Origin of the sequence: Hydrogenophaga sp., from assembly GCF_030373245.1 — a bacterium.
Classification (GTDB): domain Bacteria; phylum Pseudomonadota; class Gammaproteobacteria; order Burkholderiales; family Burkholderiaceae_C; genus Hydrogenophaga.
Genome location: NZ_JAUCZF010000006.1, coordinates 266,316 through 285,321, shown reverse-complemented (window position 1 = coordinate 285,321; position 19,006 = coordinate 266,316). Strand labels below are relative to the sequence as shown.

General features: G+C 66.0%; 21 protein-coding genes. 19 read left to right on the top strand and 2 right to left on the bottom strand.

The genetic code is table 11. From position 1 onward, the window contains the following. The first annotated feature begins 25 nt into the window (after positions 1-25). From QUV25_RS15265 to QUV25_RS15195, 13 genes are all read left to right on the top strand, one after another. Complete coding sequence (locus QUV25_RS15265) at positions 26-346, top strand: type II toxin-antitoxin system VapB family antitoxin (protein ID WP_300865187.1); 321 nt, start codon at positions 26-28, stop codon at positions 344-346. Further along, positions 343-744 (top strand): PIN domain-containing protein, encoded by a 402-nt coding sequence (locus QUV25_RS15260; protein WP_300865186.1) that lies wholly within the window; start codon positions 343-345, stop codon positions 742-744. Before QUV25_RS15265 ends, QUV25_RS15260 begins: the two co-directional genes overlap by 4 nt. After that, positions 732-1,256 (top strand): DinB family protein, encoded by a 525-nt coding sequence (locus QUV25_RS15255; protein WP_300865184.1) that lies wholly within the window; start codon positions 732-734, stop codon positions 1,254-1,256. Before QUV25_RS15260 ends, QUV25_RS15255 begins: the two co-directional genes overlap by 13 nt. Further along, the gene (locus tag QUV25_RS15250; protein WP_300865182.1) at positions 1,253-2,389 is read left to right on the top strand and encodes an acyl-CoA dehydrogenase family protein; all 1,137 of its coding nucleotides are present in this window, start codon (positions 1,253-1,255) and stop codon (positions 2,387-2,389) included. Before QUV25_RS15255 ends, QUV25_RS15250 begins: the two co-directional genes overlap by 4 nt. 14 nt (positions 2,390-2,403) lie before the next feature. Then, positions 2,404-3,192 (top strand): enoyl-CoA hydratase/isomerase family protein, encoded by a 789-nt coding sequence (locus QUV25_RS15245; RefSeq protein ID WP_300865181.1) that lies wholly within the window; start codon positions 2,404-2,406, stop codon positions 3,190-3,192. A gap of 28 nt (positions 3,193-3,220) precedes the next feature. Next, positions 3,221-3,964, top strand: coding sequence for a DUF4126 domain-containing protein (locus QUV25_RS15240; protein ID WP_300865179.1), 744 nt, complete (start codon positions 3,221-3,223; stop codon positions 3,962-3,964). A 114-nt stretch (positions 3,965-4,078) separates the two neighbouring features. Continuing rightward, a complete protein-coding gene (locus QUV25_RS18290; protein WP_366945683.1) occupies positions 4,079-6,103 on the top strand; it encodes an acetyl/propionyl/methylcrotonyl-CoA carboxylase subunit alpha in 2,025 nt (674 codons plus the stop codon). Positions 6,104-6,181: 78 nt separating this feature from the next. Further along, complete coding sequence (locus QUV25_RS15220; RefSeq protein WP_300865178.1) at positions 6,182-7,102, top strand: glyoxylate/hydroxypyruvate reductase A; 921 nt, start codon at positions 6,182-6,184, stop codon at positions 7,100-7,102. A gap of 19 nt (positions 7,103-7,121) precedes the next feature. After that, the gene (locus QUV25_RS15215; protein WP_300865177.1) at positions 7,122-8,030 is read left to right on the top strand and encodes a hydroxymethylglutaryl-CoA lyase; all 909 of its coding nucleotides are present in this window, start codon (positions 7,122-7,124) and stop codon (positions 8,028-8,030) included. A gap of 1 nt (position 8,031) precedes the next feature. Next, positions 8,032-8,685, top strand: a complete 654-nt coding sequence (locus QUV25_RS15210; RefSeq protein WP_300865175.1) for a LysE family transporter — start codon at positions 8,032-8,034, stop codon at positions 8,683-8,685. 257 nt (positions 8,686-8,942) lie between these two features. Further along, a complete protein-coding gene (locus QUV25_RS15205) occupies positions 8,943-9,470 on the top strand; it encodes a YbaK/EbsC family protein (RefSeq protein WP_300865174.1) in 528 nt (175 codons plus the stop codon). Further along, a complete protein-coding gene (locus QUV25_RS15200; protein ID WP_300865173.1) occupies positions 9,467-9,694 on the top strand; it encodes a DUF1289 domain-containing protein in 228 nt (75 codons plus the stop codon). Before QUV25_RS15205 ends, QUV25_RS15200 begins: the two co-directional genes overlap by 4 nt. A 7-nt stretch (positions 9,695-9,701) precedes the next feature. Then, positions 9,702-10,466 (top strand): 2-hydroxychromene-2-carboxylate isomerase, encoded by a 765-nt coding sequence (locus QUV25_RS15195; protein ID WP_366945682.1) that lies wholly within the window; start codon positions 9,702-9,704, stop codon positions 10,464-10,466. Positions 10,467-10,469: 3 nt separating this feature from the next. Here QUV25_RS15195 and QUV25_RS15190 read toward each other — a convergent pair whose 3' ends face one another. Beyond that, positions 10,470-11,207: an aspartate/glutamate racemase family protein gene (locus QUV25_RS15190; protein WP_300865172.1), complete on the bottom strand. Its 738-nt coding sequence runs from the start codon at positions 11,205-11,207 to the stop codon at positions 10,470-10,472. 409 nt (positions 11,208-11,616) lie between these two features. On the opposite strand from QUV25_RS15190, the gene QUV25_RS15185 reads away from it, so the two are divergent. From QUV25_RS15185 to QUV25_RS15160, 6 genes are all read left to right on the top strand, one after another. After that, the gene (locus QUV25_RS15185; protein WP_300865249.1) at positions 11,617-13,215 is read left to right on the top strand and encodes an ABC transporter substrate-binding protein; all 1,599 of its coding nucleotides are present in this window, start codon (positions 11,617-11,619) and stop codon (positions 13,213-13,215) included. Between the two features lie 104 nt (positions 13,216-13,319). Beyond that, on the top strand, positions 13,320-14,270 hold the full coding sequence (locus QUV25_RS15180) for an ABC transporter permease (protein WP_300865171.1): 951 nt from the start codon (positions 13,320-13,322) through the stop codon (positions 14,268-14,270). Between the two features lie 20 nt (positions 14,271-14,290). Then, the gene (locus QUV25_RS15175; RefSeq protein ID WP_300865170.1) at positions 14,291-15,184 is read left to right on the top strand and encodes an ABC transporter permease; all 894 of its coding nucleotides are present in this window, start codon (positions 14,291-14,293) and stop codon (positions 15,182-15,184) included. A 7-nt stretch (positions 15,185-15,191) separates the two neighbouring features. After that, entirely contained in the window at positions 15,192-16,235 is a 1,044-nt protein-coding gene (locus tag QUV25_RS15170) for an ABC transporter ATP-binding protein (protein ID WP_300865169.1), read from the top strand. Continuing rightward, on the top strand, positions 16,232-17,227 hold the full coding sequence (locus QUV25_RS15165) for an ABC transporter ATP-binding protein (protein ID WP_300865168.1): 996 nt from the start codon (positions 16,232-16,234) through the stop codon (positions 17,225-17,227). The genes QUV25_RS15170 and QUV25_RS15165 overlap by 4 nt, the downstream gene beginning before the upstream one ends. Positions 17,228-17,257: 30 nt before the next feature. Beyond that, positions 17,258-18,469, top strand: coding sequence for an amidase (locus QUV25_RS15160; RefSeq protein WP_300865167.1), 1,212 nt, complete (start codon positions 17,258-17,260; stop codon positions 18,467-18,469). A 1-nt stretch (position 18,470) separates the two neighbouring features. Here the strand turns inward: QUV25_RS15160 and QUV25_RS15155 are convergent, their stop codons facing one another. Further along, complete coding sequence (locus QUV25_RS15155; RefSeq protein WP_300865166.1) at positions 18,471-18,959, bottom strand: ureidoglycolate lyase; 489 nt, start codon at positions 18,957-18,959, stop codon at positions 18,471-18,473. Positions 18,960-19,006: the final 47 nt, after the last annotated feature.

The following is a 19,006-nucleotide window of genomic DNA, read 5'->3' as shown; positions in this document are numbered from 1 at the left end:
TTTCATACACATTTCGGAGTGTAGCGTGCGCACCAACATCGTGATCGACGACAAGCTCATGGCCGATGTGATGGCCAGCGGCGACTTTAAGACCAAGAAAGAAGCGGTTGAGGAAGGCTTGCGCCTGCTCAAGCGCAAGAAGGTCTATGCGGCCTTGTTGGCCATGCGCGGAAAGTTGCATTGGGACGACTCCGACGAAGCGTGGGCGCGGGTGCGCGCTGAAACGGCAGTGCCGCAAGCGGTGCAAGAACCTATGCCGACCTATGGCAAACCCAAAGCGGCCAAAAAGGCCAGCTCGACAACTGCAGGCAAGCCTGCCGCCCGCGTGCGGAGAAGGTCTGCATGATTCTGGTCGACTCCAGCGTCTGGATCGATTTTTTCCGTGACGGTCGCGGTGCAGCGAGCGTTGCGCTAGGCCAATGCCTGGGGGACGCCAGCGTGGAAGTCGGCATGGCCGACCTGGTGCTGTTTGAAGTGATGCGCGGGTTCAGAGAAGACGCCCTGATGCGACAAGCGCAGGCCCTGATGCGCGAGCTGCCTCAGGTCGAGATCGGCGGCACAGACCATGCGCTGAAAGCCGCCGAGCGCTACCGACGGCTGCGAGCCCAAGGCCGCACCGTGAGCAGCCCCATCGACGTGCTGCTGGCTAGCTACTGCATCACCCATGGCCACACCTTGCTGCACCGCGACGCCGATTTCGAGTCGCTCAAAACCCTGGGAGACCTCGACACATGGCCGCACTGAGTGCCTGGCACACCCACTTTGTCCAGCTCGCCCGCTACAACGTCTGGGCCACCGAGCGCCTGCTGGCCGCCGTCGAGCCACTGAGCGAGCTCGACTACCGGCGCGATGTGGGGCTGTTCTTCAAGAGCATCCACGGCACGCTGAACCACCTGCTGGTGGGTGAGCATCTGCTCTGGTACCCGCGCTTTGCCAAAGGGGTTTCACCGCTGCTGGGGCTGGACACCGAAATCGAGCCCGACCGCGATCGCCTCGGGCAGGCGCTCAAAGGCGGTGCGGCCAACTGGGAGCCGTTGATCCGCACCTGGCCGGCGGAGCGCTTTGACGAGCGTCTGGACTACAAGACCATGAAGGGGGTGCCGCAGTCGCTGCCGTTTGCTGCCACGCTGACCCATGTGTTCAACCACGGCACCCACCACCGCGGCCAGATCAGCGCGGCGCTCACCGCCCTCGGTCAGCCCGCGCCCGTGCTCGACCTGGTGTTTTTCCTCCAACAGACTGAGGCCACCGCATGACCGCCACGATTTACGACACGCCCGAGCACGAACTGCTGCGCGACCAGGTCGCGCGCTTTCTGGCGCAGGAGGTGGAGCCGTTTGCTGCCGCCTGGGAGGAAACCGGCATGGTGCCGCGCGACGTGCTGCGGCGCATGGGCCAGGCGGGCTTGCTGGGGATTGCTTTCGAGAGCGACTACGGTGGCGCGGACGCCGACGCCATGACCAACCTGGTGTTCGCCGAAGCGCTGTCGCAATCCACGTTTGCCGGGTTCATCATCACCGTGCTGGTGCACACCGACATGGCGGGCCCCCACCTGCACCATGCCGGCAGCCCGGCCCAGAAGGCGAAGTACCTGCCCAAGGTGACGGCGGGCGAGATGATCACCGCGGTGGGCATCAGCGAGCCAGGCGCGGGGTCGGACGTGGCCGGCATCCGCACCAGCGCACGCCGTGATGGCGATGAATGGGTGCTCAACGGCACCAAGATGTTCATCACCAACGGCGTGCACGCCGACCTGTATTTCGTCGCTGCCAAAACCGGCACGGCGCGGCACGACATGAGCATGTTCATCGTCGAAAAAGGCACGCCCGGTTTCACCGTGGGCCGCGCGCTCAAGAAAACCGGCTGGCTATCCAGCGACACCGCCGAGCTGGTGTTCGACAACGTGCGCATTCCGGCCGAGAACCTGCTGGGCGAGGAGGGCAAGGGTTTTTATTCGGTGATGAAGAACTTCCAGACTGAGCGCATTGCGCTGGGTGCCATGGCCATCGGTCACTGCACCCAGGCGCTCAAGATGACGCTGGATTACGTGCGCCAGCGTCAGGCCTTCGGCGGCACGCTGTGGGACCAGCAGACCATCCGCCAGCGCCTGTCCATGCTGGACGCCAAGACCCGCGCGGCCCGCCAGTTCATGTACCACTGCGCGTGGAGCGTGACGCAGGGCAAGGACATCGTGCAGGAGGTGTCGATGCTGAAGGCACTCACGGGCGAGCTGGTCAACGAGGTGGTGCAGACCTGCCAGCAGTTTCATGGCGGCATGGGCTTCATCCGCGAGACAGCGATCGAGCGGCTGTGGCGCGATGCACGCGTGCTGGCCATCGGCGGTGGCGCCACCGAAGTGATGCTGGAAGAAGTGGCTAAACGCTATTGAGTTGGGTATCGACCATGAGTGACGTATTGGATGTTTCCCGACCCACGCCGCAGGTCGCGCACGTGTGGCTCAACCGCCCCGAGGTGCGCAACGCCTTCAACGACGAGGTGATTGCTGCGCTCACCTCCACCTTCGCCGAGCTGGCGCAGGACGAGGAGCTGCGTGTGATCGTGCTCGGTGCGCACGGCAAGGCCTTTTGTGCCGGCGCCGACCTCAACTGGATGAAGGCCATGGCGGGTTACAGTTGGGAAGAGAACCGGGCCGACGCCCAGAAGCTGGCCGACATGCTCTGGACGCTGGACCAGTGCCCGGTGCCCATCGTGGGCCGCATCCAGGGCGACTGTTACGCCGGTGGCATGGGGCTGGCGGCGGTGTGCGATGTGCTGGTGGCGGTGGAGGGCGCGACCTTCTGCTTGTCCGAGGCGCGGCTCGGCCTGTTGCCCGCCACCATCAGCCCTTACGTGGTGCGTGCCCTGGGCCAGCCGGCCTCGCGCCGCTACATGGTCACTGCCGAGCGTTTCAGCGCAGCGCGCGCCCACGCGCTGGGCATGGTGCACGAACTCGCCACGGCCGATACGCTGGACGAAAAAGTCGATGACTTCGTGCGCACTCTGGTCGCCAACGGCCCGCAGGCCACCCGCGCCTGCAAGCGCCTGGTGCAAGACGTGAGCGGCGCGCCCATCACCGAGGCCCTGCGCGCCGAGACCGCGCGCCGCATCGCCGACATCCGCGCCAGCGACGAGGGCCGAGAAGGCGTGGCCTCGTTCCTGAACAAGCGCCCGGCGTCCTGGCTGGTCGGCTGACGGCCCCTGCGCACACCGCGTCAACCGCATGGAAACCACCGACACCAACCTGTGGCAACAGCTCGTGGCCTGGCTGCATGGCATGGGCCTGCACCTGGGCGGCGGGCCGGTGGCCGATCTGGGCGCGCAAGTGGGCGCTGGCGTGGCCAATGCGGCGAGCAGCATGGACATGCCCAGCCTGTTGGCGTTGGCCGCCGCGCTGGGCTGGGCCAGCGGTTTCCGCCTCTATGCCGTGGTGTTTCTGGTCGGTGCAGCGGGTGCGGCGGGCTGGATTTCTCTGCCACCGGGGCTGATGGTGTTGCAGCACCCGGCGCTGCTGCTGGCCAGCGGCTTCATGCTGTTCATGGAGTTTTTTGCGGACAAGATTCCCGGCGTTGATTCGGTCTGGGACATACTCAACAGCGTGATCCGCATCCCCGCCGGCGCCGCCCTGGCCGCTGGTGCTCTGGGCGCTGACGGCGCCACCATGGCGCTGGTGGGTGCGCTGCTCGGCGGCGGCCTGGCCGCCACCTCGCAAGCCGCCAAGACCACCACCCGAGCCGCCATCAACACCTCGCCCGAGCCGTTTTCCAATCTTGCCATGAGCCTGCTCGAAGACGGTCTGGTGGTGGGCGCGGTCTGGCTCGCGACCAACCACCCCGTGGCCTTCGGCGTCCTGCTGGTGATCGTGGTGGTGCTGATGTGGATCGTCACCTGGATGTTGTTCAAGTTCCTGCGCGCGGTCATCCGCCGCATGAGCGCCTTGTTGTCTGCTGCCCCGAAGGAAGTCTGATGTTCAAAAAAATTCTCATCGCGAATCGGGGGGGAAACGGCTGCGAAGCAGGCGTTTCGCCACATTGCCTGGCATGCCCAGCGTGCGCAGGCGATTTCACCGAGGGAAATCAACGTGTTTAAGAAAATTCTCATTGCCAACCGCGGCGAAATCGCCTGCCGCGTCGCAACCACCGCGCGCCGTCTCGGCGTTCGCACCGTGGCCGTCTATTCCGACGCCGATGCCAGCGCCAAGCACGTGATGGCCTGCGACGAGGCGGTGCACATCGGCGGCAGCGCGCCCAGGGACAGCTACCTGCAGTGGGAGCGCATCATCGCGGCCGCCAAGGCCACGGGCGCGCAGGCCATCCACCCGGGTTATGGCTTCCTGAGCGAAAACGAAGCGTTTGCCGATGCCTGTGCGAAAGAAGGCCTGGTCTTCATCGGCCCGCCCTCGTCGGCCATCCTCGCCATGGGGCTGAAGGCGGAGTCCAAGCGATTGATGGAAAAGGCGGGTGTGCCACTGGTGCCGGGTTACCACGGCGCTGACCAGGACCCGGCCATGCTCAAGCACGAGGCCGATCGCATCGGCTACCCGGTGCTGATCAAGGCCAGCGCGGGCGGCGGTGGCAAAGGCATGCGTGCGGTGGACAAGGCGGAAGACTTCGCCGCTGCGCTGGCCAGCTGCCAGCGCGAGGCGCGCAACAGCTTCGGCAGCGACGCGGTGCTGGTGGAAAAGTACGTGCAGCGCCCGCGCCACATCGAAATCCAGGTGTTTGGCGACACGCACGGCAACTGCGTCTACCTGTTCGAGCGCGACTGCTCGGTGCAGCGCCGCCACCAGAAGGTGCTGGAAGAGGCGCCCGCGCCCGGCATGACGCCCGAGCTGCGCCAGCAAATGGGCCTGGCTGCGGTGGCAGCGGCCAAGGCGGTGAACTACGTCGGTGCGGGCACGGTGGAGTTCATCGTGGAGCAACCCGGTGGCTACGACAAGCCGCAGGACATGCGCTTTTTCTTCATGGAGATGAACACGCGGCTGCAGGTGGAGCATCCGGTGACCGAAGCCATCACCGGGCTCGATCTGGTGGAGTGGCAGCTGCGCGTGGCCTCGGGCGAGCCGCTGCCGCTGAAGCAGGACGAGCTGCGCATGCACGGCCACGCGATCGAGGCGCGCATCTGCGCCGAGACACCGGACAACCAGTTCCTGCCTGCCACCGGCCGGCTCGATGTCTACCGCAAACCGGCGGCGGTGAGTTTCGAGCGCGGTGCAGTGCGCTTCGACGATGGCGTGCGCGAGGGCGATGCCATCAGCCCGTTTTACGACTCCATGGTGGCCAAGCTCATCGTGCACGGCGCCACCCGCGCCGAGGCTCTGGCCAAGCTGGACGCCGCGCTGGCGCAGACGCGCATCGTCGGTCTGTCGACCAACGTGCAGTTTCTTCGCCATGTGGCGTCCAGCGCCTCTTTTGCCAGCGCCCAGCTCGACACGGCGCTGATTCCGCGCGAGGCCGATGTGCTGTTCCAGCAAGACCGCGTGGGCAGAGCGCTCACTGTTGCCGCCGCCGTGGCGCAGACGCTGATCGCCGAGCGCGCCACCGAAGGGGCAGACCCGTTTTCGCGCCGCGACGGCTGGCGCCCGTTCGGCCTCACCATGCGCCGCTTCGACTTTGAATACCGAGGCGAGTCGCTGCAGGCTCAGCTGAGCTACCTGCACGATGGCGCCTTGTTGCTCAACGTGGGGGAAGTGTCCGGACCCTTGGTTTTCAACGCGCTGGAGAGCGACAGCGGCACGCGGATGGACCTGAGCTTCCACGGTCAGCGCCAGACCGTACAGACCTGGCAGCGCGACGAACTGGTGCATGTGTTCTGCGACCTGGGCGCTACCGTCATCACGGAGATCGACGCCCTGGCCCACGCGGGCGAAGCTGCCGCCGAGGGGGGCCGGCTCACCGCGCCCATGCCGGGCAAGGTGGTGTCGTTCTCGGTCAAGGCCGGCGACACGGTCAAGAAGGGCCAGCCGCTGGCGGTGATGGAGGCCATGAAGATGGAGCACACGATCGCCGCACCCGCCGACGGCACGGTGGCCGAGCTGCTGTACGCGCCTGGTGACCAGGTGGCCGAGGGTGCGGAGCTGTTGAAGATCGAAGTGGCTTGCGCATGACCGCTCGCGGGTGGGGCGACGCCGAACGGGTCCCCGCGCAGAGAGGGATTTGTTCAGCGGTGCCTTAAAGTCCTGGGCATGAACATCACTTTTTGCTGCACCGACACCAAGGCCGAGCCCTGGGTGGCCGGCTTGCGGGCTGCCTTGCCAGATGCGAGTGTCGAGGTCTGGCAACCGGGCGCACCGCCCGCCGACTACGCCGTGGTCTGGGCGCCACCGCAACCGTTTCTCGACGAGCAGCCGCGCCTGAAAGCCCTGTTCAACATCGGCGCCGGCGTGGACGCGCTGCTGCAACTCAGGCTGCCGCCCGCCACCCGCATCGTGCGGCTGGACGACGCAGGCATGTCGGTGCAGATGGCGGAGTATGTGTGCCATGCGGTGATCCGCCATTTCCGTGAACTCGATGGCTACGAGGCCGATGTGTCTCAAGGCAAGTGGTCGTTTCGCAAGCCGCACAGCCGCATCGACTACCCGGTGGGCGTGCTGGGTCTGGGTGTGCTGGGCGAGCGGGTGGCGCAGGCCCTGCGCGTGTTCGAGTTTCCGGTGCATGGCTGGAGCCGCAGCCCCAAGACGCTCGAAGGCGTGGTCTGCCACAGCGGGCCAGACCGACTGGACAGTTTTCTGAGCCAGTGCCGCGTGCTGGTCAACCTGCTGCCGCTCACACCCGAGACGAGCGACATCCTGAACCGGCGCACGCTGTCCCTGCTCAAGCCGGGCGGCTACCTGATCAACGTGGCGCGCGGCGCCCACCTGGTCGAGGCCGACCTGATCGAGCTGCTGGACCGGGGCCACCTCGCGGGCGCCACGCTCGATGTGTTCCGCGTGGAGCCGCTGCCCGCCAGCCACCCGTTCTGGCAACACCCAAAAATCCAGATCACCCCCCACACCTCGGCGCGCACCCTGCGCACTGAGAGCATCGCCCAGATCGCCGGCAAGATCGCGGCGCTGGAGCGCGGCGAGATGGTGGCCGGTGTGGTGGACCCGGCGCGTGGTTATTGAATACCTTGAGAACAACACGATGACGCTGCCTTCCCGAGTTCAACTGATCGACGTCGGCCCGCGCGACGGCCTGCAGAACGAAAAGCAGCCGGTGCCCGCGGCGATCAAGATCGAACTGGTGCACCGCCTGCAGGCCGCCGGCCTGAAAGAGATCGAGGTCACGAGCTACGTGAGCCCCAAGTGGGTGCCGCAGATGGCGGACAACCACGCGGTCATGAGTGGCATGACGCGCCAGGGCGGGGTGCGCTACTCGGTGCTCACGCCCAACCTCAAGGGCTTCGAGTCGGCGGTGCTCGACAAGCCCGACGAAATCGTGGTGTTCGGCGCGGCCAGCGAGGCCTTCAGCCAGAAGAACATCAACTGCTCGATTGCCGAGAGCATCGAGCGGTTTGCGCCGGTGGTGGACGCGGCGCTGGCAGCAGGCATCGCGGTGCGCGGCGCCATGAGCTGCACCGTGGGCTGCCCCTACGAGGGCGACATTGCGCCCGAGCGCGTGGCGTATCTCGCGGGCCTGATGAAGGGCATCGGCGTGCAGCGCGTGGACGTGGCAGACACCATCGGTGTCGGCACGCCAGGCAAGGTACAGGCGGCGCTTGAGGCGACGTTGAAGCACTTTGCCATCGACCACGTCAGTGGCCATTTCCACGACACCTACGGGCAGGCGCTGGCCAACACGCTGGCGGCGTTGCAGGTGGGCGTGTGGAATTTCCAGTCATCGGTGGCCGGGCTGGGCGGTTGCCCTTACGCGAAAGGCGCCACCGGCAACGTGGCGACCGAAGACGTGGTCTACCTGCTGCACGGCATGGGCGTGGAGACCGGCATCGACCTGGACGCGCTGGTGGACGCCGGCGCCTGGATCAGCGAACAGCTCGGTCGACCGACGGGCTCGCGCGTGGCGCGGGCGCTGCTGGCGAAACGGGTGAGCTGAGATGGACGCGCATGTCTGGTGGGCGTTTTTCGCCGCATCCTGGCTGATCTCGATCTCGCCCGGATCGGCGGCGGTGCTGTCGCTCGGGCACGGACTGGCGCACGGCGTGCGCCACACCAGCGTGACGATTGCCGGCATGGGCCTGGGGCTGGCGCTGGTGTTGCTGGTGGCCGGCGCGGGTGTGGGCGCTTTGCTGCTGGCGTCCAGTGTCGCCTTCACCGTCGTGAAGGTGCTGGGTGCGACTTATCTGATCTGGCTGGGATGGCAGCAGTGGCGCACGCCCGTATCGATCGACGCGCTGCAGTCTGATGCGAGTGTGGCGGCGGTGGCACGCGCTAGGTTGCCCAGCGCCCGCGAACGCTTTGCCACCGGCTTTCTGACCAACGCCACCAATCCCAAGGGCATCGTCTTCATGGTCGCGGTGTTGCCGCAGTTCATCAATCCCCACCGCCCGCTTTGGCTTCAGTTGCTGCTGTTGCTGGTGACCGCCGTCAGTGTGGAGGTGTTGGTGATGCACGGCTACGCCGCGCTCGCCTCGCGCGCCCAGCGCTGGCTGTCCACCGCCCGCGCCCGCGTCGCGCAGAACCGGGTGTTTGGCGGTGTGTTGATGGCCATGGGTGCCAGCCTGTTGATGGTGAAGCGCGCTGCGGGGTGAGTGTTTTGCCCCCACGCTCCGCCGCTGCGCGGGTCGCCCCTTGCAGGGCGCGTCACGGCCACAGGCCGTGCCACTTCGGGCTGTCCAAGCCTGCGCAGGCAGGCTCGGAGCCGCGGCCCTCAGCCCCCCGAGGGGGCTGATTTCCCTAGGGGCGGCCCGTCGGGAAATCGTTACCCTCTGCGCTCTGCCGCTGCGTGCAGCGTTGTTGGTGTCCCCCAAGCTGCGCGTGCGCTGCTGCCCCGCTACCATGTCGACCTATGTCAGACGCTGTGTTGAACTTCTCCACCGAACGCCCCGCTGGCCTGCAGCGCGTGGCCGAGGCGCTGGCCGCCGCAGGACACCCGCACGCGCCGGTGATGCTCAGCGACGCGGCGCGCACCGCGCAGCAGGCGGCCGATGCGCTGGGTGTGGCGCTGGGACAGATCGCCAAGAGCATCATCTTTCGCCGCAAGATGGATGACGTGGCGGTGCTCGTCATCACCTCGGGTGACCTCCGGGTGGACGAGAAAAAGGTGCAGGCCCTCGTCTGCGCCGACGGTGGCAAGCTGGGCCGCGCAGATGCCGAGTTCGTCAAGGCCAAGACCGGGTTTTCCATCGGCGGCGTTTCGCCATTGGCCCACGCCACGGCTCCGGTGACGCTGATCGATGCCCAGCTCTTCCGCTTTGCCGACATCTGGGCCGCGGCCGGTCACCCCCATGGCGTGTTCCGCCTCAGCCCTGCCGAGCTGAAAAGCCTGACCGGCGCGCCGGTGCACGACGTGACCGAACCGCACACCAGCTCATGAGCCAGGAACCTCTCATCAACCTGCGCGACGCCCAGGCCCGCCATCGCGGGGCGGGCGTGCCCTCGCCCTGCGTCTCGATTTGCGAGCTCGACGAGCGACAAGGCCAGTGCAAGGGCTGCTACCGCTCGCTGCAGGAAATCGCGGTCTGGGCCCAGCTGGACGATGACGACAAGATCGCCGTCTGGCGCCGCATCGAAGCGCGCCAGCTTGCCTCAGCCGACTGAGCACCGCATGAGCACAGCGCCAGACTGTTCCCAAGCAAGCTCGCACCGCAGCCTGCAAGGTGAAGGTACTCCAGTGAGCACACAAGCCGAGCTCGTGCTGCACGAGATCCGGTTTTTCTACGACCCGATCTCGCCCTACGGTCACCTCGCGTTCGAGCGCTTGCCCGAAGCACTCATGGGCCACAGCGTGCGTGTGCGCTACCAGCCGGTGTTGTTTGCGGCCCTGCTCAAAGCCCACGGCCAGCTTGGCCCAGCCGAAGTCCCGGGCAAGCGCGACTGGACCTACCGCCAGGTGAGCTGGCTGGCGCACCACCACGGCGTGCTGCTCGACCTGCCGGCCGAGCACCCGTTCAACCCGCTGCCTCTGCTGCGCCTGGGCCTGAGCTGCGCCAGCGACGAGGCCCCCGGCGACACCAGCCGCTGGGTGACCGAACAGCTGTTCCACCACGCCTGGCGCGGAGGCCACAGCGCGACCGACACACAACGCCTGGCCGATCTGCAAGCCCGCCTGCAGGACCATATGACGCAGTGCGGCCGCCCCTGGCTCGCCCCCGACAGCGACACGGTGAAGCAGCGCCTGCGCGCCAATACCGAAGAGGCGCTGGCGCTGGGGTTGTTCGGTGTACCCTCGCTCGTGCTGGGTGATCGCGTGTTCTGGGGCCAGGATGCGCTGCCCATGCTGCGCGCCTGCCTCGATGGTGACCCCTGGTTCCAGGGGGCAGCCTGGGATACAGCAGGCGAGCTGCCGGCCGGGGTCCGGCGGCCACGCTGAGTTTCAGGGCTGCCAGCCCAGATCGCTGGCCCATCCGCTGTAGGGCTTGGCTGGCGGCGAGGCGTAGTCGCCCAGCCGGCTGGTGCTCAGCCCCAGCGAGACCAGCGACTCGGCCAGTTTGACCGCCACGCTCACGCCGTCGATCACCGGCACCTGCAACCTGGCGCTCAACTCGGCACACAGCGTCGCCATGCCCGCACAGCCCAGCACGATGGCGCCGCTGCGGTCTTTGGCCAACGCGGCGCGGGCGGCTTGTTCGATGCGTTGCACCAGGGGTTCGCTGGGTTCTTCCAGATCCAGCACGGGAATGTCCGTGCCGTGTACCCCCCGGCACAGCCGCTCGAAGCCATAGCGGTGCAGCAAACGTTCGGCGGTGATGCAGGTTCGGGTGAGCGTGGTGACCACCGAAAAACTGGTAGCCACCAGCGAGGCCGCGTGGAATGCCGCCTCGGCCACGCCGATCACGGGCAAGCCGCTGGCTTCTCGTGCGGCGTCCAGACCCGGGTCTCCAAAGCAGGCCAGCACGATGGCGTCGGGTCGCCAGGCTTCTGCCCGACGCACCTGTTCGGCCACGCCAGCGGCCGCAAACGCCTCGTCGTACTGGCACTCAATGGAAGCCGGACCAAAACTGGGGTGTACCGCCAGCACCTCGGTGCCGGGCAGTGCCACGCTGCGCGCGACGCGGGCGATGCTCTCGGTCATGGCCCCCGAGGTGTTGGGGTTGATCAACAACAGCTTCATTTGGTGCTTTCGATGAAGCCCCAAAACGGGGCGTTTTGTATACAAAAAGAAAACCGAATGCGCCAATTTTGGGCATGGTTTGGGTGACTTCGGTGCGCGGAAAAGCTTTCGATGTTGGGCAGAAAGCGTGTTTTTTCAGCGAATTTCATAGGAGAGATGTTTCAGAAGGAGTGCTTCGGCATCACGCAAGAGGAATCGCTTGGCACGGTGGTTGCATACAAAAACCTTGCCAGCCTCTGGTGCCGCACGCGGAAACCCCGGGGGGTTTTCGGTCCTCACCGACCTCGCGTGGTGGGCCCAGCCACCCTCAACCTGTTGTTCAACTGTTGGAGTCCCGATGAAATCTCTGTCCACTTCCTCCCGCTTCAGTCCCAGGGCCCTCGGGCTCGCCACGTCTGCCGGTTTGCTGATGGCCCTGGCCTCGCCATCGGTGCTGGCACAAGAGAAGGTGCTGCGCATCGCCATGACCGCAGCCGACATTCCCCGCACGCTCGGCCAGCCCGACCAGGGCTTTGAAGGCAACCGGTTCACCGGCATTCCCTTGTACGACTCGCTCACGCAATGGGACCTGTCTCGTGCCGATGCCGCGAGCGTGCTGATCCCGGGCCTGGCGCTGTCGTGGTCGGTGGGTGCGCAAGACAAGACCAAATGGACCTTCAAGTTGCGCCCTGGGGTGAAGTTCCACGATGGCTCGGCGCTCAATGCTGATTCGGTGGTGTGGAACGTGCAAAAAGTGCTCGACAAGGATGCAGTGCATTTCGACGCCAGCCAGGTCGGTGTGACCGCTTCGCGCATGCCCACGCTGCGCTCGGCCCGCAAGATCGACGACCTCACCGTGGAGCTCACCACCAGCGAGCCCGACGCATTCCTCCCGCTCAACCTCACCAACCTGTTCATGGCCTCGCCGGCCCACTGGCAGAAGAAGTTCGAGGCCGCGGCCGGCGCTACGCCCGCCGACAAGGCCAAGGCCGCCTGGACAGCCTTTGCTGCCGACGCTTCGGGCAGCGGCCCATTCAAGATGGCGCGCTTCCTGCCGCGCGAGCGCCTCGAACTGGTGGCCAACAAGGACTACTGGGACCCCAAGCGCACCACCAAGCTGGACCGCGTGGTTCTGATCCCCATGCCTGAGGCCAACGCGCGCACCGCCGCTTTGCTGTCCGGCCAGGTGGACTGGATCGAGGCACCAGCGCCCGATGCCATGCCCCAGATCACCCAGCGCGGGTTCAAGATCCACAGCAACGCGCAGCCCCATGTGTGGCCGTGGCAGCTGTCTTTTGTGGAAGGGTCGCCCTGGCTGGATAAGCGCGTGCGCCACGCCGCCAACCTGTGTGTGGACCGCGAAGGGCTCAAGACCTTTCTGGGCGGCATGATGGCCGTGCCCAAAGGCACCGTGCCACCCGGTCACCCCTGGTGGGGCAACCCCAAGTTCGACATCAAGTACGACGTGAAAGCGGCGCAGGCGCTGATGACGCAGGCCGGCTTCTCGGCCGCCAAGCCCATGAAGGCCAAGGTGCAGATCTCGGCCTCGGGTTCCGGGCAGATGCAGCCCCTGCCCATGAACGAGTTTGTGCAGCAGTCGCTCAAGCAGTGCTTCATCGACATCGAGTTCGACGTGATCGAGTGGAACACCCTGTTCACCAACTGGCGCAAAGGTGCGAAGGACCCCTCGGCCAATGGCGCCCACGCGACGAACGTGAGCTTCGCCGCGATGGACCCGTTTTTCGCGATGGTTCGATTCACCAGCACCAAGACCTTCCCGCCGGTCTCCAACAACTGGGGCTACTTCGGCAACGACGAGTTTGACAAGCTGATCGCCGATGCGCGCACCAGCTTCGACGACAAGGCGCGCGACGCGGCACTGGCCAAGCTTCACGCCCGCATCGTGGAAGAAGCGCCGTTTGTGTGGATCGCCCACGACGTGGGTCCGCGCGCCATGAGTGCCAAGGTCAAGGGCGTGGTGCAACCACGCAGCTGGTTCATCGATATCGCCCCGATGTCGATGGAGTGAAGCTGCTCGGAGGTCTGTTTGCTTCAGCACGGCTGGGCAAACAGACCTCGCGAATGCGCGCACCTTGGAGGTGCCGCGGTCAGACGATCAACCAGGCCTGTTCCATGCTGAATTTCCTGTTCCGTCGCGTCCTCTACACGTTGCCCATCATGCTGGGGGTGGCGCTGGTCTGCTTTGCGCTGGTGCACATATCGCCTGGCGATCCGCTGGTGTCCATCCTGCCGCCCGATGCCTCGGCAGAGCTGCAGGCCCAGCTGCTTGAGCTGTACGGCTTCAACCGCTCCTACCCCGAGCAGTTCGCCACCTGGGTCTGGCGCGCGCTGCAGGGCGACCTCGGTACCTCGATTGCCTCCGGCCGCGCAGTGACCGACGAGGTGATGCGTGCGGTGATCAACACCTTGCGGCTGGCCGTGCTTGCCATGGTGATCGGCTTTGTGCTGGGCTGCCTGTTTGGCTTTGTGGCGGGGTACTTCCAGAACTCCTGGCTCGACAAGGTGGCCTCTCTGACCTCCGTGCTCGGGGTCAGCGTGCCGCACTACTGGCTGGGCATGGTGTTGGTGATCATCTTTTCGTCGCAACTCATGTGGTTGCCGCCCGGCGGCGCCGGACCCGGCGGGTCCAGCGAGTGGGCATGGGATTGGGTGCACATCCAGCACATGATCCTGCCCGCGCTCACCATGAGCGTGATCCCCATGGGCATCATCGCGCGCACCGTGCGCGCGCTGGTGGCCGACATCCTGGCGCAGGAGTTCATCGTTGGTCTTCGCGCCAAGGGGTTGACCGATTTCGGCGTGTTCGCCCATGTGGTGAAAAACGCAGCCCCTACCGCTCTTGCCGTCATGGGCTTGCAGCTCGGCTACCTGCTGGGTGGATCGATCCTGATCGAAACCGTGTTCTCCTGGCCGGGCACAGGCTTCCTGCTCAATTCGGCCATCTTCCAGCGCGATTTGCCGCTGCTGCAGGGAACCATCCTGGTGCTGGCCATGTTCTTCGTCGTGCTCAACCTGGTGGTCGACGTGATCCAGACGCTGCTAGATCCGCGCATTGCCCGCTGATCCTTTGCCTAAAGCTTGCCATGATGAACATTGCTGTAGACGCATCCAAAGTGCCGGCGCCAACGCTGGTGCGATCTCCTGGGTACTGGCAAACGGTGGGCCGCCGCTTCTTGCGCGACCGGGTGGCGGTCGGTGCTGCGCTGGTTGTGCTGTTCCTGCTGCTGCTGGCCATTTTCGGCCCTTGGCTGGCGCCAGCGGATCCCTATGCCTCTTCGATGCTCAAGCGGCTCAAGCCGATTGGCTTTGAGGGTCACCCGCTGGGTACCGATGAGCTCGGGCGCGACATGCTGTCTCGCCTGATGGTGGGCGCGCGTCTGTCGCTGTTCATGGGCATCACGCCCGTGGTGCTTGCGTTTGTGATCGGTTCGCTGATCGGTATCACCGCGGGTTACGCGGGCGGGCCGCTCAACACCGTGATGATGCGCACCATCGACGTGTTTTATGCCTTCCCCTCGGTGCTGCTGGCCATCGCCCTGTCGGGTGCTCTGGGCGCAGGCATCACCAACTCCCTGATCTCGCTCACCATCGTGTTCATTCCGCCGATTGCGCGCGTGGCCGAAAGCGTGACCACGCAGATTCGCAGCCGCGACTTCGTGGATGCCGCCCGTGCCTCTGGCGCCAATGCCTTCACCATCGTGCGGGTGCATGTGCTGGGCAACGTGCTGGGACCGATTTTCGTCTACGCCACCAGCCTGATCGCGGTCGCCATGATCCTGGCCTCGGGCCTGAGTTTTCTCGGCCTGGGTGTCAAGCCGCCTGAGCCGGAGTGGGGCCTGATGCTCAACACCTTGCGCACGGCCATCTATGTGCAGCCCTGGATTGCCGCCTTGCCCGGCGTGATGATTTTCATCACCTCGATCGCCTTCAACCTTCTGGCCGACGGATTGCGCTCGGCCATGGAAATCAAGCAGTGAGGTCGCCATGTCGCTGAGCAGTCCTGACGTGGGTGGACCGGCCCAACCCCTGATGAGCGTGCGCGGGCTGGTCAAGCACTTTCCACTGAAAAAAGACGTGTTGGGCCGCGGCGGTGGTGTGGTGCGCGCGGTCGATGGCATCGATTTCGATGTGTTCAAGGGTGAGACGCTGGGTGTGGTGGGCGAGTCGGGCTGTGGCAAGTCGACCACCGCCCGGCTGCTGATGCAGCTGATCCAGCCCGACCGGGGCGAGATCGTGTTTGACGGCCAGACCGTGGGCGGCAGCAGCCTGCCGCTGAAGGCGTTTCGTCGCCAGACGCAGATGGTGTTTCAAGACAGCTACGCTTCGCTCAACCCGCGCCTGACCATGCAGGATTCGATTGCGTTTGCACCCACGGTGCACGGTCTGCCCCAGGCGCAGGCCATCGAGCGCGCGCGTGACCTGCTCGCGCGCGTCGGACTGGAGCCGGCCCGGTTTGCCGAACGCTATCCGCACGAGCTGTCTGGCGGCCAGCGCCAGCGGGTCAACATCGCCAGGGCCCTCGCGTTGCAGTCTCGCCTGATCATCCTGGACGAAGCGGTGTCTGCGCTGGACAAGTCGGTCGAAGCGCAGGTGCTCAACCTGCTGCTGGATCTGAAGGACGAGTTCAAGCTGACCTTCATCTTCATCAGCCACGATCTGAATGTGGTGCGCTACATGAGCGACCGCGTGATGGTGATGTACCTGGGCCAGGTGGCCGAGATCGGCGCCAGCGAGACGCTGTTTGAACACCCCGCGCACCCCTACACCCGCGCCCTGCTTTCGTCCATCCCCTCGCTCGATCCGGACCACCGCACCGAGCAGCCGCCGCTGGCGGGTGATCCGCCCAACCCCATCAACCCGCCCTCGGGTTGCCGCTTTCATCCGCGCTGTGTGCATGCCGAGGCCTTGTGTGGTGAGCGCTCGCCTGAGCTGGCGGTGATGAACCAGGGGCAAACAGCCGCCTGCTGGATGCACGTGGCCGGCAGCGGTCACAGCCAGGCCTTGGCCCATCAGGAGGTGGCAGCGTGAGCGATCCGACCCAAGACGCGCCGTATGTGGACGTGCGCAACCTCCAGGTCACCTTCACCGGCGGTGCCAAGCCGGTGCGCGCCGTCAACGGGGTGGACCTTCAGGTCAAGCGCGGCGAGGTCGTGGCGCTGATCGGTGAATCGGGTTCTGGTAAGAGCGTCACGCTGCGCAGCCTGCTGCGCCTGCATCCGCCAGGCCGCAGCCGAATTGAAGGCCAGGTGCGGGTGGGCGAACACGATGTGCTGTCGCTCGGCGCCCGCGACCTGGCCAGTTTCCGTGGGCGGGTGGCCTCCATGATCTTTCAGGAGCCCTTGCTGGCGCTGGACCCAGTTTACTCGGTGGGCGCACAAATCACCGAGGCCATTCGCCGGCACGAAAACGTCAGCGCTCAGGCCGCGCAGCAGCGCGCGCTCGCTCTGTTTGAGCGGGTTCGCATTCCGAGCCCGGAACGTCGGTTGGCGGCCTACCCCCACGAAATGTCGGGTGGCATGCGCCAGCGCGCCATGATCGCGCTGGCCCTGGCCTGTCGACCGCAGCTGCTGCTGGCCGATGAGCCCACCACCGCGCTGGACGCGACGGTCCAGATTCAGATCCTGTTGCTGCTGCGCGAGCTGCAAACCGAGCTTGGGCTGTCGGTGGTGTTCGTCACGCACGACATTGGCGCCGCGGTGGAAGTGGCCGACCGCATCGCGGTGATGTATGCCGGGCGCATCGTGGAAGAAGGCCCGGCCGCGACCCTGATCCGGCAGCCGCGCCATCCCTACACGCTGGCGCTGCTCAAGAGCCGGGCCAGCGGCGCCTTGCCCAAGGGCACGCGGCTGGAGACCATTGCCGGCTCGCCGCCCGATCTCACCGCCTTGCCCAAAGGCTGCGCGTTTGCCGATCGCTGCCGCTGGGTGCAGGATGCCTGCCTGAGCCAGGCGCCCGAGGTCACCTGGCTCGCTCCCAACCACAGCGTGCGCTGCCTGCGTTCTGCTGACACTGCCCATTGAGTCAACGAAAACTGTCGCTCCAAGATTCCTATGCCGAACACACCAGACGTGCTCCACGATCCCGCCCACGCCTTCATGCCGTATCCCGGTATGTCGGTGCCCCATGCCGCTTCAGGTCCGCTCAGCGGCCTGGGTTTTGGCGTGAAAGACCTGTTCCATGTCAGCGGCTACCCCACCAGCGGCGGCCAACCCTTTCTGCTGGCGATGCTGGGCGTTCAGCATCACACGGCGCCCACCGTGCAAACGCTGCTGGACGCCGGGGCGCGCTTTGTGGGCAAGACCGTAACCGACGAGCTGGCGTTCTCCATGAATGGCCAGAACGCGCATTTCGGATCGCCCATCAATGGCGCTGCTCCCGGGCGCATCGCGGGGGGTTCCTCGTCCGGCTCAGCGGCGGCGGTGTCCCACGGTCTGTGTGACTTTGCGCTTGGTACCGACACCGGCGGCTCGGTGCGTGCGCCCGCCAGCCACTGCGGACTGGTCGGCCTTCGCCCGACGCACGGACGCGTGAGCCTGCAAGGCGCGCTGGACCTCTCACCCAGCCTGGACACCTGTGGGTGGTTCACCCGCGATGTGCCCACCTTCGCACGGGTCGCCGATGTGCTGCTCGGCGAAGATTGCGAGCCACTGCCCGATCGTGTGCGCTTGCTGGCGCCCGCAGACCTCTGGGCGCTCGCCACGCCCGGCGCCCGAAAGGCCTTGGCGCCTGCGCGGCAGCGGATCGAAACAGCGCTGGGAAAGGCGGGGGCGGCCAAGGTGGTGCTGGAGAGTCTGGACGCGATGTACTGGCACTTTCGCCATATCCAGGGGCACGAGGCCTGGCAAGTGGACGGTGGCTTCATTCGCCGGTTTTCGCCGCCACTTGGCCCCGGCGTGGCCGAGCGTTTTGCCTGGAGCGCGGGTGTGACCGATGAGAAGGTCGCTGCGTCGCGGGCCTTTCGCGATCGCTTTCGCCATCACCTTGCAAAGCTGCTGGGCACCGACGGGGTGCTGTTGATGCCCACCATGCCCGACATCGCTCCGCGCATCGACGAGCCCGAAAGCGCGCTCGAAGACTACCGCAACCGCGCCATTCGCCTGCTCTGTGTGGCGGGTCTCTCAGGCTTTCCCCAGCTGAGCCTGCCTCTGAGCCGGCGCGACAGCGCACCGCTGGGGATCTCGCTGCTCGGGCCGGTCGGCAGCGACCGCAGCCTGGTGCGGCTGGCCGAGCGCATCGCAGCCAGCCCAATGAGCGAGGCATGAGTCACGCCAACAGGATTGGTCTGGCCAGCTCGACCACCTCACAATCCACATGAGCCTGACCGCGCTCGATCACGAAAAAATCGCCTGCGTCAAGGGCCAGGAGCGCGTGATGCCAGGTACCTGGGGAAAGGGTGATGCCTTGATGGCCCTCGACCTGAAATGCAGCGAGCGAGTTCGGGTCAGGAGTCGCCTCGCCCAGCGCCACCAGGGCGATGAACCTGGCGCCATTCATTGGCACAAAGGTTTGCGATCCCAGCCGATGGCGCTCCAGGGTGCGCCAGGGTCCTCGGGGTGCCTGTGCATGAGCCCGAAACACGGCCAGCTTGGCGCCGTCCGGCGAGAGCCCCAGGGTGAGTGCCGACGGCAGTTCGATGCGCACACTGGTGCCCGAGTTGATCACCTGGCCAGGGGCTTGTCCCCAGTCCAGCACCTGGCCGTAGGGTGCGAAATCTTTGCCGGACAGTGCCCGTGTCTTCAAGGTCATGGTCATGGTGCGTCCCAATGTGCAAGCGCCGGCGTTGACGCGCGCGAGTGAGC

Coding starts and splice junctions, on each gene's coding strand:
- QUV25_RS15185 (WP_300865249.1), top strand. CDS start 11,617: ATGGCCCTGGCCTCGCCATCGGTGCTGGCACAAGAGAAGGTGCTGCGC.
- QUV25_RS15155 (WP_300865166.1), bottom strand. CDS start 18,959: ATGACCATGACCTTGAAGACACGGGCACTGTCCGGCAAAGATTTCGCA.
- QUV25_RS15180 (WP_300865171.1), top strand. CDS start 13,320: ATGCTGAATTTCCTGTTCCGTCGCGTCCTCTACACGTTGCCCATCATG.
- QUV25_RS15250 (WP_300865182.1), top strand. CDS start 1,253: ATGACCGCCACGATTTACGACACGCCCGAGCACGAACTGCTGCGCGAC.
- QUV25_RS15215 (WP_300865177.1), top strand. CDS start 7,122: ATGACGCTGCCTTCCCGAGTTCAACTGATCGACGTCGGCCCGCGCGAC.
- QUV25_RS15160 (WP_300865167.1), top strand. CDS start 17,258: ATGCCGAACACACCAGACGTGCTCCACGATCCCGCCCACGCCTTCATG.
- QUV25_RS15195 (WP_366945682.1), top strand. CDS start 9,702: ATGAGCACAGCGCCAGACTGTTCCCAAGCAAGCTCGCACCGCAGCCTG.
- QUV25_RS15240 (WP_300865179.1), top strand. CDS start 3,221: ATGGAAACCACCGACACCAACCTGTGGCAACAGCTCGTGGCCTGGCTG.
- QUV25_RS15255 (WP_300865184.1), top strand. CDS start 732: ATGGCCGCACTGAGTGCCTGGCACACCCACTTTGTCCAGCTCGCCCGC.
- QUV25_RS15220 (WP_300865178.1), top strand. CDS start 6,182: ATGAACATCACTTTTTGCTGCACCGACACCAAGGCCGAGCCCTGGGTG.
- QUV25_RS15260 (WP_300865186.1), top strand. CDS start 343: ATGATTCTGGTCGACTCCAGCGTCTGGATCGATTTTTTCCGTGACGGT.
- QUV25_RS15200 (WP_300865173.1), top strand. CDS start 9,467: ATGAGCCAGGAACCTCTCATCAACCTGCGCGACGCCCAGGCCCGCCAT.
- QUV25_RS15170 (WP_300865169.1), top strand. CDS start 15,192: ATGTCGCTGAGCAGTCCTGACGTGGGTGGACCGGCCCAACCCCTGATG.
- QUV25_RS15175 (WP_300865170.1), top strand. CDS start 14,291: ATGATGAACATTGCTGTAGACGCATCCAAAGTGCCGGCGCCAACGCTG.
- QUV25_RS15245 (WP_300865181.1), top strand. CDS start 2,404: ATGAGTGACGTATTGGATGTTTCCCGACCCACGCCGCAGGTCGCGCAC.
- QUV25_RS15205 (WP_300865174.1), top strand. CDS start 8,943: ATGTCAGACGCTGTGTTGAACTTCTCCACCGAACGCCCCGCTGGCCTG.
- QUV25_RS15210 (WP_300865175.1), top strand. CDS start 8,032: ATGGACGCGCATGTCTGGTGGGCGTTTTTCGCCGCATCCTGGCTGATC.
- QUV25_RS15190 (WP_300865172.1), bottom strand. CDS start 11,207: ATGAAGCTGTTGTTGATCAACCCCAACACCTCGGGGGCCATGACCGAG.